Source organism: Moraxella sp. ZY200743, from assembly GCF_050885545.1.
Lineage (GTDB): Bacteria > Pseudomonadota > Gammaproteobacteria > Pseudomonadales > Moraxellaceae > Moraxella > Moraxella haemolytica.
In genome coordinates this window covers 883,503-897,494 of sequence record NZ_CP091313.1, presented here as the reverse complement: position 1 = coordinate 897,494, position 13,992 = coordinate 883,503, and the positions used below count along the sequence as shown (strand labels likewise).

The following is a 13,992-nucleotide window of genomic DNA, read 5'->3' as shown; positions in this document are numbered from 1 at the left end:
ACTAATATCTAGGGTTATAATAACCCCATATTAAGCAAATTGGAGTTTAAAATGCCGCCAAGTAGCGATGAAATGATAAAGCGAATTACCGATGATGGTTGGTATCTTGTAGCACAAAAAGGCTCTCATAAGCACTACAAGCACCCAACCAAAGAGGGCAAGGTTACTATCCCAAGCGGTCGTAAAAGCCTACCAATCGGAACACTAAAAAGCATTATCAAACAAGCAGGGCTAGAATAATCTAGCCCCACTCAAAAGCTACTTAAAAACAATTTTAAACCCTTAAAAAGGAGTAAGTATGTTATTTCCCATTGCCATTGAAAAACCTGCCAATGAACACGAATGCTATGGCGTGATTGTGCCTGATATTGCAGGGTGTTTTAGTACAGGCGACACCCCAGATGAAGCGATTAAAAACGCCTATGAAGCCATTAGCTTGCATTTAGAGAGCATGGCAGAAGACGGTGATTTTCTACCCACCGCACACCCTATCTTTTACCATCAAGACAACCCAGATTATCAAGGTATGCTATGGGCGGTCGTGGAAGTAGATATGTCTGCGTTTATGGGTAAAGTCGAAAAAATCAATGTTACCCTACCCAGTCTATTAATCACCAAAATTGATGAAAAAGTGTCCGCCCATAAGTCATTATACAAAAGCCGTTCTAATTATTTGGCACAGCTTGCGATGGCAGATTTGGCTTAACTCACCAAACTACTGGCAGGAAAGCCGCCAAATCTCTGTTCGTTGCCCCTAAGTTTGCAATCCGACAAGCGACCACCGCATTTATCCAGCTCTGGATTATCCGTTGGCTTACCGTCATTGGTAAATCTTGCCGTGCCAAGATAACCACACTCTTCGCCACGATAACGACCACACACCGCCCAATGGCAGTAGCTGGTGATTTGACGCACTGGGATTTTTAAGCCCTCAAAGTCCACAGGGTTTGACAGCTCAAAAGTGGTGGTGGTATTGTTTTCTGATGTTTTTTGTTCAATGTACCAGTTTTGGATTTTATAATTTTGTTCATCAGCACTGGTCAGATATTCTGCTAATGTGTGAATGACTTTTAATTTAGCCCCTACAAAATCGCCATATCTAAGGCATAAAAAGCGTAAGGCTTGGGGTATGCCACCAATGTCGTTATGGATTGTCAAAGTAGGAGCAGAAGCACGACCGTCCGACCGCATTTCTAGTCCGTCTGCTTTGATGGCAATAGGGTGAAATTGTTGTCCTTGCCAAGTGATGACGCCGTCATTATGACCGTGAAAACGGTAAATCTCACCGCCTAATGCTCTTGCATCAAGCTCGTACAAGGTGATTAAACCTTGTACGGTGCTTTGTTGTATGTCTGCATTAAAGCTCATAAGCGTTACTCGCTGTCTGCCGCTTCATCGCTGACATTTTCGGCAGTCTTGTCGGTAACTTCCACCGCCACGCCAAATTCATCATTAGCATAGACTAAATGCAGGACGGTAACAGCTTTGTCATTACCCCAACCTTTAAGCTGGTTAAGTTGGTTGGTCGCCCAAGCTAAGATTTCAGCACGAAAGATAGTGGTGCGATTGCGTTTTAAAATGCCATTATTCTCTTCGCCGTTCATTGCCTCGAAGCCGTCATCTTCAGGATAATAGACGATTTCAACCTTATTGGCTTTGTCGCCGTACAGACTTCGCCAGTAATCAATTTGCGAGATAAAGCTGTTGAGTGTGGTCGCTTCAAGACGTGTTAGGGTGGTTAGGGTTTGGGTCATGGTGTTCTCCATAAAAAAAGCCCCACCGCTTGACGGTTTGGGGCGTAAAATGTCCGATTTGGACGGTTAAAAAACCTGTTTTAAATTAAAACTGATTTGCCAAACATCGCCGCCCTGCTTTTGGCGGCTGATTTGACCGTCCAGCCTAACTTTAATGGCAGGCTCACTTTTGATGGGCTGAAAATTGAAGGCTTCCACCCCATTTGTGGCAATTAAAAAGCGGTAAATCTCATCGATTACCGCTTTATTATCTGTCCTGGTACATTGCCATGATTTACGGCTATTATTAATCCCAAAGCTGACAGATTGCTCATAGCCATCACCAAAACTTATATGTGATGCATTGGTTGATGTGCTTTCGCTACTGTCGTTTGAGATGTCCCAAGTGAATATTTTCATTTTTTGCGGTCTCTAAATTTTAGGAAATTAACAACAGCATTTAAGATATTGCCAAACTGCCAAATCAGCACCAACAAAATAGCGAAAACACCCAATAAAATGATATTTTCCAAAGGTAATTCTCCAATTCTATGTTAAAATTTACCATATTAAGTGTCGTTTAAAGGGGTAATAAAAAACCCAACTGTTTGCACCAGTTGGGTTTTTGTTTATCTACCGTAATATATACCGCCCTGCCTTAGCTGACTATGGTGATATTTCTGTATCTCATCTTGAGCAATATATTTAGCCACCTTGCCGATCGTGACCATGATATCGCCATTTGGCATTTGTTCAGCAGTAGCAGTTTCATTTGAGTAGTTATTGATGATGACTTTAACGCCCCCAATACCTTCCCCGTTGCTCAATCGCTCAAGGTTATTAACACCAATGCGTTTTGTGGCTTTGGCATTCATAACGTATTCTTGCCCGTGAACCACGCCTGCGATGCTATTTACGCCAATGTTACCTGTATAGCCACCAGTCTTAAAACCCTTGGGATTGATGGCGTTAATCATGGACACCAAATGTCCCTGCTCAATTGCAACCCTTGCAGCGTTCGCCATTTTCTGCCATATGGTTACAGCCGATGGGTCAGCCCATGCTTGTGCTATCGCACTACCCATCTTAATACCAGTATCAGCGATGGCAAAAGCCTTTGATGCGGCAAACATGGCTCGATAAGTGCTTGACTGCTCGCCTTGATAACCCCTAGCAAGTCCTGCCAATGCCCCAAACATTGTGCTATATCTTTTCAAAGTCATATTAAGGTTGTCCTCTTCATGCTGTCGCATCTCTTCAGCCGCTCGCTCTCTGATGGCTTGCATCTCAGATTGATGGGCTGTTTCCGCTTCTTGTAGTAGGCGGTAACGTTCAAGGGCGTTAGTGATAACATATTCCCCGACTTCATCAAGTGCGTTGATAGAATCAACCACATTTTGATAGTTCATAAGCTGTTCTTGTTCACGCGCAACCATTTGGCGGTTAATCTGCAACTTGCCATAGTTAAGACTGCTCATGTTGTGCTGATTTAGAATGTCCGTCATGGCATTAGCATGCCCACCCTGTCCGATACCACTAACCAGCTTTTCTAAATCTGTGATTTTCTTAGCCTGTGCGTCACCAAACTTTTGTACATCAAAGTCGTATTTATCAAGCACTGCTTGCTTGTAATACTTTTTTTGTTCATCAGTCAAATCCGCATCAATCTTGATTTTTTCAAGGGCCAAGTCACGCTCGGCATCTAAACGTTCTCTTGCACTAAGTCTAAAGCTGTATAAGTCATAAGCTAATTGCTTATCCTGATAGGCAGCATTTAGGTTAAACCGATTAACAAGGATTTCTTCATAAGCTGCTGCTACCTCTGGTTCAAAACCCGCCTCCATGAGTTCTTTGATTCTTTTCTCATGGTCCACTTTTGCTTTGGCTTGAGCACTTAGAAGTTCATATTCGATACGTTCTCGTGCTTCTGCTTGCTTTTTAGCAAGATCGGCTTGTTGTTTGGCATAGTTGGCCGCTTGCTCCGCTACTTCATTCGCTGTATATGCCTGATCCTTGCCGCCATTGTATGCCTGCATATAACGGCTTACACCTTTAACGTAATGAAATGTTTGTCCTTTACCGTTCTTCATGCGTGCATATCGGTCAGACATGATTGTTGACCATGCGTGCTTTTTAATGTTTCCAGGTCCAGTATTGTAGGCAGCAATTGCTTTTTCTACATCACCAAATTCATCAATCAAATGGCGTAAATACTTGGCAGCGGCTGGTGCAGCGTTGGCTAGGTCGTAAACACTGCCTTTGCCATACTGCTGCCATGTACCATCAAGAAATTGAAAACCGCCTTTTGCTCTGCCATACTTGGTTTCTGGGCCTACTGCATTTGCATTACCCTTACTTTCCTGCATATGCACTGAAGCCAAAATACCAGAAGGTAGATTGTATTGCTTTTCAATGCTTGCAAAATCATACTTGATAGCGTTCTGTTTGACTTTGTCCCATGCGGCACGCTCTTGAGCTGTAATTAAAATTGCTTCGGTTTTAGCTTTACTACCAGTCTTGCTACCTTTACCGCTTGTGCGACTACCGCCAGAACCTCCGCTTGATTTAGGTTTTTGAGACTCTCTATATTTCCTTAAGTCCTCCCGTGCTTTATCTGCGTCCAATATTTCTTTTGCTATTTCAGTATTAATAACCCCATTGTTAGCAAGATGGACCCTCGCAAACTCCCTAGATACCTTTTCTGAATAACCCATCTTCATCATGTTAAGGGTCATTCTGTCTGAAAATGCATTTTGCGAGATAGTATTTAGGTATTCCTGCGCTTTTTGTGTCAATCCTGCCATTTTGTCAGCAGCATTAGATGCAGCACCTGCCACATTATCCATTTGACTGGTTAAATCGCTAGAAGCATTAGAAGCATTGTAAGCTGTATTCTCATAGGCTCTGCCAATGCTTTCAGCATGGTCTAGTTTATCTTTGGCTTTCTGCGTTTCAGATGCTTGTTTGGTCAGCTTCATGGCAAAATCTTCACTTGCCACGCCCATGCCGCGAACTTTAACCGCTAACTCTTCTGCCGATATTGTCTTATCTCTAAGGGCTTGCATAGCTGCAAAGATTTCAGCTTTTTGTTCCGCTGTCGCCCCTGAATTGTTTGCAATTCTAGCGGTAAGAATAGTTAGTTCATTAATTTGGTCTTTATAAGCTTGTGTTTTTTCCTTGATCTCCTTGGTTATTTCGTCTCGCACTAGTTGTTTTTGGTTCTCGTTAAGCTTTTGATATTCCTCCAATAACTCCGCAACCGTCTTTTTATTGGTTTCTAAAGCCGCATCAGCTTTCTGCGTATTGTCTTTTAGCAACATGTAAGACGCTGCAACGCCACCAACCATCAAGGCAAGCCCCATAGGTCCACCCATAACGCCAGCCAATCTCGCCATGACACCACGCATTCCACCTGCTGTTGCTGCGACTGCCTCTTTAGCTTTACCAAGATTGATTTGTGCTTGAGTTGCTGCGTTAGTAGCAGCGGTTAATTGAGCCTGTGCCACCGCCTCACCACGCAATACAGCTACCGACTTATAACTTGCTTGCACCTTTGCAAGCTTGGCTTGTGTAGTCGCCACCTCACTTTGCGCTGCTACCAATTCAGATTGGGCCTTTTGTGCGTTTGCTGCACGCTCAGCAAGCAAAGCTGTGATAGAAGCATAAACCGATTGGGTTTTTTGTGTAATGGCATAGGTTGCGTATGTTATCCCTGCTACCATTGTTGTATCAGCTACGGCATTGAAGTTATTGGCTAGAATTTGGATGGAGCCAGATAACGCACTAGCCGCTCCGCTCGCCTTACCTGCTTCACCAACAAACTGTGTCATTGAGTTTGAAAGCATTTGCATTGATTGGCCGATAGTGAAATCAGTCTTAGAAAACATTTCATCAATATAAGGCTTAGCTTTGTCTAGGGCTTCGGCTAATACTTCGCCTGTTAGCTTGCCCTCATTCGCCATGGTGCGCAATTCGCCAGATGTTACACCAAGACCATACGCCAAGGCTTTGATGATGCCGTTTGCGTTCTCGTTTACCGAGTTAAATTCATCACCACGCAATACACCAGAACCCAAGCCTTGACCGAATTGTGTTAGGGCGGCGGCTGCACCCTCTGCACTACTACCACTAATAGCAACAGCTTTTGATACTGTGTCTGTTAGTTTTGCAGTTTTTGCAAGATCTAGGTTTAATCGCTCTGCGTTCTCCGAAAACTTTTGGAATACTAAAACCGCACTATCCCAGTCAGAGCCTGTGTTTTGTGCAATCTTAAAGGTAGCTTGCATGGCTTGGCTAAGCTCATCGGTGCTTTTGGTGACCAGTTTTAGGCGGTTTTGCAAACCTGTAAATGCATCCATTTTTGAAATGGCTGTGCTAACGGTAAAGATACCCGCCATTTGTGCTGCAACGCTGCCTAGTGTTGGCGATAAGCCTTTAAGCGAGTTGTCAAGTCGCTTGCTTGCACTTGTAGTCTCATCTATGTTGTTTTTGAGTTTGGCTAGATTTTGTTGTACTGGCTTTGAGCCAGATACAAATTTGTCAAGCGATCTAGCGGCATCATTAACATTATCGTTAAAGCGAGTGATGCCCTGCCCTGCATCACCGGTCGCCTGCTCGATAATATCCATTCTTTTTTTAACAGTCAAAAGCGCATCTTGGGCTTTTTGTGCATCAACCTGAATGTCTAACCTATATGTTTGTGTTGGCATAATTTTCCCCATAAAAAAACCGCCCAAAAGGACGGTTGATTTTTTAATAAAATCTATTGTGTTATTTTTGCGTTTTATTCATTAGCTAGAATTACTCTAAATATAGCAATCGGAGTGATACCATAACTGTTCTCATTCCTACCCATTGTTTCTTTGAGTGACTGCGACAACTCCAGGATTACATCACCAAAGCTGCCCGTGTCCATATCTATATTCATATCATCGTTTGGGATAGCATCTAACACGCCTAGCACATAATATTCGCCAAATAATACCTTGCCATGCTTTAGGTTAATATCGTGCGGATTACCAACCATTTCTTCACGGTTTAATGTCATCCACACCATATCTTTACCGACTTTTAGCCTGGCTTCCAGTGCATACGGAATAGCCTTAATCAATTGAACTGTTGGCTTACTATCATCAATCTTTTTCTTGATTGCCTGTTTTTTCTTCTCGCCATACAGATGCTTAAATTCTTCTTCAGCTGCAACGCAAAATGTTGGTTCAAGCAGATTTTTCAGTGTTTCAATATCTGTAATACTTAACGCACCTTTTAACAAAACCAAATTGCCTGCTGTTTTTTTGCCAAGTTCTCGACTAATAAAGCCTAATTCATCCAGCCTGTTAATCATTTCTCTAGGCATGGTTGGTGCGGCATCATAGGTCTTTTCACTAGATTGATTTTCAGCTTCTGTATAATTAAGCTTAACATCAACCTTTGCCACAGCATTCACACCAACAACCCCTTCCTGTAATAAAGAGCTATTTTGAGCATTGTTCGCTTTAACGCTAGATATTGAGCCAAAGCCGGTCAGCTGAGCATAAAAAGAGCGAATTTTGATATTATCTAGATACAGGAAATCAAAGAGAGATTTCGTGGTTTGTGATTCTTGCCCCACGGTTAATCTCCTCTTTTACCTTTTTCTGCTCATTGTGAAATTTTTCGGTTTCTCTGCTCATTGCTTGGTTTAGACTGCTAAACATATTGCGCAAAAGTTGAGCAGAATGGTGAATTGCATCTGATTTTTTAACATTATCCTGCATACACCCTCCTCCTTATCAAATAACAATACCAAAAAGTATCATTAAAACTATAATATAATAAGCACCAAGCAATTTCAACCATTTGTTTACATTAGTCAAACACAATATCCGCCCAATCACATGCCAAACAAATCTTAAAAACTCACAACTTCTGGGTTTTTACCCACATCCTTTCACTCAAAAAGGACGGTTATAAAAAAACACCCCACTAAAAAGCAGGGTGTTTTGTCTAACTTTGTTTATCAATTCTCAAGATTGGCAAAACAAAATTTATGTTCTGTGATTTTGTTTAATTCATTATAATGGCATTACCGCCATAATAATTAATGCGATTCGGCTCAAACATCGGTTTGCCGTATTTGTTTGTCAGTTTCATGTCATGGGCGATTTGTGCAATATCTCTAACATTATTCACCACAAAGTCATGCACATTTCTACCCATGTCATCATCAAAGAACATGATACCTTTCATCTGCTTAATCAGTCGCACATAGTCCCTTAGGTGTACGGCACTATTGGCAAGCACATCATAAAGCATGGCATTATCCACGGATTTTCTGCCATGTTGCAATAACAAACCATGCACATATTCTACTGCTTGCCCAATTTGCTCATGGCTTAATTCTTTGATTTCGTCCACACCAAAACGCTGATGCACCATTTTATAAATCGTCGCATAGTCCAATCTTAAAATCCCTGTTGCCATACTCACCGCATTGCGAAGTGGCAGGGTGTCGTCTGATGATAGACGATGATTGACCGCCACGCCATTATTCCAATAATCAAATAAGGCTTGGTAGCATTCTCTTTTGTAAGTAATCAGCGTTTCTTTGATTTCAGCTTTCACACGGTTTGTATCTACACCAAATAGCCAGCCGTTTAAGTAGTGGATTGGTAGGCATAGCATTTCACGGTTTTTGCCGTCATTTGCAACCATTCGTATCATACGAACAGTTGAATTTAACACTTCATCACGGTTAATGCGTTCAAGTTGAGCATTCCACGCCAAGCCAATGTTTTCACAGATAGGCTTAATAGCGGTATAGATAATGCCGTTTTGTTGAGCCGTAAGGATTGTTTGACTGTTAAAGTCAATGGAGGTAAGTTGATTTGACATAATATTGTCCTTGTGATTGATTGAAATTCCACCACCGAACAACGCCAAGATGTAGGGCGGTAGGTTATGCAGGATTGGCGTACCGCTCACAAGGGACGGCGTGTCAAAGACACTCCCACATAACCCACCATAAAAAGATAGGATATTTATGCAATAAAAAAACACGCATTAAGGCGTGTACTATCGCCTTGTGAAAACGGAACGCCAATTCCGAACCTAGATTTTGCTAGGTTGTGTGTATTCTATCTTTGTAAACGATGAAAGTCAAGTGCTTTTGTAAAAAAACCTTTCCCAATCAAGACCGATATTCTCACAAATAGGCTTCATCGCCACATAAGCGATACCGTCTTTTTGGAGCGTAAGTAAAGATTGTTTGTGGAAGTTTACGGTTTGGATTTGATTTGTCATAAGACACCTTTGGTTTTTTCGATTAAAGTTACCCTAAAATAGGGTGCCAAGAGGCTCGAAACTGCCCAAAGTAACAGCGGACGGCTTTTCCTTTCGGTATTGTATAACCATCACCCTCTCGGCATAATCTCAAAAAATATTTCGGATTAACTTTTAGGAAATATGCAAAGAGATTGTCTAGATTTAGACATAAAAATACCACATTGACGCTTGTGGGTAACGACTTTGGGTAGAGTTTTCGAGGCTCTAAATATAATATACAACAAAAAACCCAATCTGTAAAGACTGGGTTTTTTATTTTCACTCACTAGGGAATGGATGTTCTCTATAAATCTTTATCAAACCATTAGGTTTGTTTATGTAGATAGATTCGTAGTTTGGCTTTCTATACGATGCACTGCTTTTATAGAATAGCTGTATAACATTTGCTTTTCTGAGTACATCTTGATAATTGTCTTGCAATTTTCCATCGTACAGCAAAGGTTGTAGAGTTCCACCATCTACCTTATATCCAATAACCACATCTTTGTAACTACTGAAAGCTGATGTTTTTTGTTCTTCTATAAAATACATTCTTTCAGAGTCGGTAAAGACCTGAAATGTTATTGGATCAAAATTTAGACTTGCAGTCCATGGATCAACCTTGATTGATGGGTACTTGTAGCCAAATGCTGAATAAAATGGTATTCCACTAACCACGCCAACTCTTTTCCAAATACTCATGTAGTCGTTGGATTTTAGTGTGATTACATTGCCGTCATAACTTGCTGACAAAGCAGGGCACTCTATCTTAAATGTCCGCATCTCATTAAGTTTGCCACCGCCCAAGTAAACGGTTTTTGGTGGATTTGGAAATTGCACTTCTTCTTTGTAACTTCCTAAAATATGATCACTCAAATAAAATGTTAAGCTATCACAACCAAAACCAGCTCGCTCATTCTCAAACAATTCTAGGCTTGGATTTCTGTTGACATAAGCAGTTTGATAACTGGTGGCACTGGCACACCCTGACAACACAGCCAACGCAAAGATACTGGGGAAAAACTTCTTCATAAATCAACTCCATGTTATACAGTAGTGTTACTTTACAACATTTTTGCTAATTTGTTAAGCTATTTTTTATGCCTTGATTGACAATTTACACGAGCCGTTACATTTTGGCAATAGATGATTACATTATAATATCGGGCAATCGCCATTATTAATAATACACCGCTATAATAATAGCAACACCCAACAATGTTGCAAAAATAAGCCCTGCTATTGCCAGCAAAATACCTACCATATCCGCCCCCTTGGGTGTCATTCTACCCGTTACGATTAATTTACTTGATTTGTGATTACGAAACATTTATAATAACTCTACCATCTGTTGTTTTTAACAACCAAAACCCAAGTGCACTAACACTTGGGTTTTTGCTTATTTAGATTTTTTGTTAAAGCTATCCAGCCAGATATCATCAAGGGCGAACACCACGGAATCAAGCAGCCACCTGGGCACATAGTAGCGATAATGTTCGCATACATCGCTAATATCCCGTACACTCAAGGGTAATGCTATGCCGTCAATATAACGCCTTTGCCTGTTAGCTAACACAAATATCTGTATGCAGTTATCGCTGACTAAGTCGCCAGCCACTTCATTTGGCAATGCCATGCCAAGTCGCTTGTAAATCTCTTTTCGCTTGGCGTTTAGCTTTACTTCTTGGGTTTGCCACTTGTAGCGGTCGATGGCTTTTTTACGACTTCAGCCGTCATCTTTTTGTATTCAAGGCGACCCACGAAGAAAGCACCTAGAACAGCATCAACTAATTCGCCACGTTCTTTAGGTGGCAGGCTATTGATTAGCAAGATGAAGTTATCACCATTAATGGCTAGTGGCATATCATCAGCATCTACCACATTCCATTTATCGATAGCGTATTCGCCAACAATGAATAGCCATGTTGTGTCTTTTGACAACCCTTGATTTTTTCGTCTTAAATCATCTAGTGCGATACGCTCAATGTTCGGAGTTTGCATCTTATCGATGGCACTTTCTAACGCCTCATCCCTTTCAAGTTTGATTGTTAATTCAATGCCGCCAATGCTTACCTCTTTTGTAATCTTTTCAAGGTTGGGTTTTTTTAAAATATCTAGTTTAAAAGTCATTTTGTTCATCCTTACAATTTAATAGCCGTGATAATGGCAGGTAAAGCAAAAAGCAATAAACCGAATGCCGCTAATCCCACCAAGATTAAGAAGTTTGATATAATGGTCCAAGGTTAATTCCTTTTCCATTTCAAAAGGAGTTAACAAAACCGCCAATTACTGCAAATAATTGGCGGTTTTTTATTTACGCTGTAGTGTGTCGCTCAATAATTGGGCTTTCATCAACAACCGTGTAATTCACATCAACTGTTACCAAATCCGTGCCTGACGGGCTTGGAATCTCGCCCGATACTTGGAATTTGGGGATTTTAATCACATAACGCTTGTCGTCCGCAAACTTGATAGGGATTTCAAGGCTTAGCGTTTGACCTGTTAGCTGCTTAGTGATGATGTCGTGTGCTTCTGGGCTATATGCAATCGTCATACTACCGCTAATGTTGGCAAGCATGGCATGTATGTTACCACCATAGATGTTATCGCCCAAGCATTTTTGTACTTCGGTTTGGTTGTCAATATCAAGACTAAACGATTCCACGCATACATCAAGCTTAGTGCCGTTCACTTTAATTTCGCCAATGGAAAAGCCACTTGCCTTGACCGTATCGGGTGTTGGCGTGGGGGTTTTGGCAAATGACTCGGTTGTACTTTCTTGATAGCCGATACCCGTCATGCCAAATTTCATCTTGATAAGGCTTGATGTATCAACCGTTAGCCCAAAACTTGACACCACACACCCCAAAAAGGCGTGATTGACATTAATGTCGGTAAAGTCCTTGCTAATGGCAAACTGGTGTTTGGTTGTGCCAATGCTTAGTGTTTTTGGCGATGCACGATCGCCCGACCAATCATTCCAAAAAGCACCTTCCAATAAGTCATCATAAGCCCCAAACATCATCTCAGTTTCGATATCGCCTTGCACGGTTGCAGATGTTACCATGCCTGCCTTGCCGATACGTCCGCCTGATAGCATTTCACTATTTGTCAGCTCGGTGGATACGGTTAAGCCGTTTGTGATATTGGGTAAGATTTTCCACCCTGTAAGGGGTAATGTTTTATCGCTTTGTTTTGCGTATGCTGATACGACACGAGCACCACTTGACATAGTTTTTACTCCAATAAAAAAGCCCCTTAAGGGCGGTTGAAAGGTAATTGGGGTTGCATTTGTTTTTGGACGGATAAAATGGCGGTGTTTAGGTCATCTCGTCTTTTCTTCCAATCGGATAGACCCTTACCGCACAAACTGGCAAACGCCTGTTCACGCTCTTTTAAGTCGCTAAGCAAGGCGTGTTGTTGCATTAGCTCCATGGTTTCACTTTGTAGCAGTGAGCGAGCATAAAAGAAAGCCTGCACCAATGCTTTTTTAAAGGCAATCACTTTGGGGCTATTTCGCATAAGGGTCATTAAAAATGTGGCTTGCTGTTCGTTGAGTTCAGCATACCTCGTCCAACGACCTTGTGTGGAATTTCGCATTTCAAATGCCGAATTCGTTTGTTTAAATACAATCTCTCCCAATTCCATAAAATCAGGCAAATAACTATTTACCAATTGGAAAACAGTTTTGTGCTTTAACTCCAAACCCTGTGCAATTTGTAGGGTTGTTGTTTTTGGTTGTCCATCATCAACCATTACTAATTCATTCATATTCGCTCCGAACATAAAAATTCTTGCCACATAAAAAATCCCCACAGATTGGCAAGATGATCTGTAGGGAATGCCTTTAAAAAATTTAGTAGTACCGATACGGCACACTCACATTGATTTGATAAATACCGTCATTAGACGGCACGTTGATAATGCTAGGGGCTAGCAATTCCAACCGCTCTAGCTGTTTGGCTTTTAGGTGCTTGGCAAGGCTGTCGGCTTGTGTTTTGATTTCAACTGTACCGCTATTCTCGGCTGTGAATAACTGCACAATCAGCGTACCAACTTCAAGCACACACGGTTCATCGCTCACACTGTTGATGTGATTGATACCGCCAAGCACCGTTACACGCCCCCAAACGCCCTTTTTAGGCGGTTTGAAATTTACATTGTCCTTACCCATTAGGGCAGGGTCAAAATGCTCCCACCGTGCAATGTGGCTCAATATAAGCCGTTCGATTGTTGTACTGTTCATGCTTACCCTATTCTTGCCATTGCGTTGTTATAAGCGTTTTGATACACACCTGTCGGGGCTTGCTTTGACCAGCCGTTTTCAAGGCGGATTGAATAAGGCGAATTGGTTTGAATAAAGATTGTTGGATAGTTACCTTTTGCAATCCCCATGATAGCCCCACGGCCTGCACCCGTTTGAGCCATGCTAGGTGCACCAATGCTAACGTGATGTGACCGCCTGTATGTGCCTGTATCTACAGGAGAGAGCTCAACCACGTTGTTATAGCAATCGATGGCAAAGGTGCGATACTGCTTGTCTAGCTCGTCTGTGATTTGCTTGATAAAATCGCCAGGCGGTTTATCCCACTTCATGCCCATAGTTAAGCCCCCTTAGTTGCATTACCCATGTCACATTAGCAGGGTCTTTACTGACATTTAGCACACGCATGTCATTAATCACGTCATCAATCAATGGCACTTCGTCCACTTCAGATTGCAAGCATATCAATTTCACGTCATGCACGGCGACCGTCTGCCCGTCAATCTCATAAGCGTTATATGAGCCAAATACCCCACGCCCTTGATACTCTTCGTCTTTGCCTGTGTTATCGTTAATCGCCCAATCATTCGTGCCATGAACATGTCTAATTGCGATAAACTCTGTCACGGCATCAGATAGATCTGTATCAAATGCGTTAGCAATGTCAGCGGTAATCTCACTGTTTAGCCTCAT

17 protein-coding genes are annotated in these 13,992 nt (G+C 41.8%); 2 read left to right on the top strand and 15 right to left on the bottom strand.

Annotated elements, in window-relative coordinates; genetic code table 11:
• Positions 1-51: 51 nt before the first annotated feature.
• Positions 52-240 (top strand): type II toxin-antitoxin system HicA family toxin, encoded by a 189-nt coding sequence (locus tag L3D27_RS04390; protein WP_432481026.1) that lies wholly within the window; start codon positions 52-54, stop codon positions 238-240.
• Positions 241-298: 58 nt separating this feature from the next.
• Positions 299-706, top strand: a complete 408-nt coding sequence (locus tag L3D27_RS04385) for a type II toxin-antitoxin system HicB family antitoxin (protein WP_432481025.1) — start codon at positions 299-301, stop codon at positions 704-706.
• On the opposite strand, the gene L3D27_RS04380 is transcribed toward L3D27_RS04385, so the two are convergent.
• The 15 genes from L3D27_RS04380 to L3D27_RS04310 all read right to left on the bottom strand — a co-directional run bounded on the left by L3D27_RS04380 (position 703) and on the right by L3D27_RS04310 (position 13,992).
• The gene (locus L3D27_RS04380) at positions 703-1,368 is read right to left on the bottom strand and encodes a phage minor tail protein L (protein WP_432481680.1); all 666 of its coding nucleotides are present in this window, start codon (positions 1,366-1,368) and stop codon (positions 703-705) included. The two genes, L3D27_RS04385 and L3D27_RS04380, sit on opposite strands and share 4 nt — an antisense overlap.
• Positions 1,369-1,373: 5 nt before the next feature.
• Entirely contained in the window at positions 1,374-1,754 is a 381-nt protein-coding gene (locus tag L3D27_RS04375; RefSeq protein ID WP_432481679.1) for a hypothetical protein, read from the bottom strand.
• A 66-nt stretch (positions 1,755-1,820) separates the two neighbouring features.
• A complete protein-coding gene (locus L3D27_RS04370) occupies positions 1,821-2,153 on the bottom strand; it encodes a phage tail protein (protein WP_432481678.1) in 333 nt (110 codons plus the stop codon).
• Positions 2,154-2,362: 209 nt separating this feature from the next.
• Positions 2,363-6,442 (bottom strand): tape measure protein, encoded by a 4,080-nt coding sequence (locus L3D27_RS04365; protein ID WP_432481677.1) that lies wholly within the window; start codon positions 6,440-6,442, stop codon positions 2,363-2,365.
• A 74-nt stretch (positions 6,443-6,516) separates the two neighbouring features.
• A complete protein-coding gene (locus L3D27_RS04360; protein ID WP_432481676.1) occupies positions 6,517-7,344 on the bottom strand; it encodes a DUF6414 family protein in 828 nt (275 codons plus the stop codon).
• Positions 7,307-7,489, bottom strand: coding sequence for a hypothetical protein (locus tag L3D27_RS04355; protein WP_432481675.1), 183 nt, complete (start codon positions 7,487-7,489; stop codon positions 7,307-7,309). The genes L3D27_RS04360 and L3D27_RS04355 overlap by 38 nt, the downstream gene beginning before the upstream one ends.
• A 289-nt stretch (positions 7,490-7,778) precedes the next feature.
• Positions 7,779-8,606, bottom strand: coding sequence for a phage antirepressor N-terminal domain-containing protein (locus L3D27_RS04350; protein WP_432481674.1), 828 nt, complete (start codon positions 8,604-8,606; stop codon positions 7,779-7,781).
• 264 nt (positions 8,607-8,870) lie between these two features.
• On the bottom strand, positions 8,871-9,014 hold the full coding sequence (locus tag L3D27_RS04345; protein ID WP_432481673.1) for a phage antirepressor N-terminal domain-containing protein: 144 nt from the start codon (positions 9,012-9,014) through the stop codon (positions 8,871-8,873).
• Between the two features lie 300 nt (positions 9,015-9,314).
• Complete coding sequence (locus L3D27_RS04340) at positions 9,315-10,067, bottom strand: hypothetical protein (protein WP_432481672.1); 753 nt, start codon at positions 10,065-10,067, stop codon at positions 9,315-9,317.
• Positions 10,068-10,712: 645 nt separating this feature from the next.
• Positions 10,713-11,165: a hypothetical protein gene (locus L3D27_RS04335; RefSeq protein ID WP_046702037.1), complete on the bottom strand. Its 453-nt coding sequence runs from the start codon at positions 11,163-11,165 to the stop codon at positions 10,713-10,715.
• Positions 11,166-11,349: 184 nt separating this feature from the next.
• Positions 11,350-12,267 carry a phage tail tube protein gene (locus L3D27_RS04330; protein WP_432481671.1) on the bottom strand — a complete coding sequence of 306 codons (918 nt, stop codon included), beginning with the start codon at positions 12,265-12,267 and terminating at the stop codon, positions 11,350-11,352.
• Positions 12,268-12,293: 26 nt separating this feature from the next.
• Positions 12,294-12,806 carry a Rha family transcriptional regulator gene (locus L3D27_RS04325; protein WP_432481670.1) on the bottom strand — a complete coding sequence of 171 codons (513 nt, stop codon included), beginning with the start codon at positions 12,804-12,806 and terminating at the stop codon, positions 12,294-12,296.
• A gap of 85 nt (positions 12,807-12,891) precedes the next feature.
• Complete coding sequence (locus tag L3D27_RS04320) at positions 12,892-13,281, bottom strand: phage tail terminator-like protein (RefSeq protein WP_432481669.1); 390 nt, start codon at positions 13,279-13,281, stop codon at positions 12,892-12,894.
• A gap of 2 nt (positions 13,282-13,283) precedes the next feature.
• Complete coding sequence (locus L3D27_RS04315) at positions 13,284-13,631, bottom strand: HK97 gp10 family phage protein (protein WP_432481668.1); 348 nt, start codon at positions 13,629-13,631, stop codon at positions 13,284-13,286.
• Positions 13,618-13,992, bottom strand: a complete 375-nt coding sequence (locus L3D27_RS04310) for a glutamate 5-kinase (protein ID WP_432481667.1) — start codon at positions 13,990-13,992, stop codon at positions 13,618-13,620. The genes L3D27_RS04315 and L3D27_RS04310 overlap by 14 nt, the downstream gene beginning before the upstream one ends.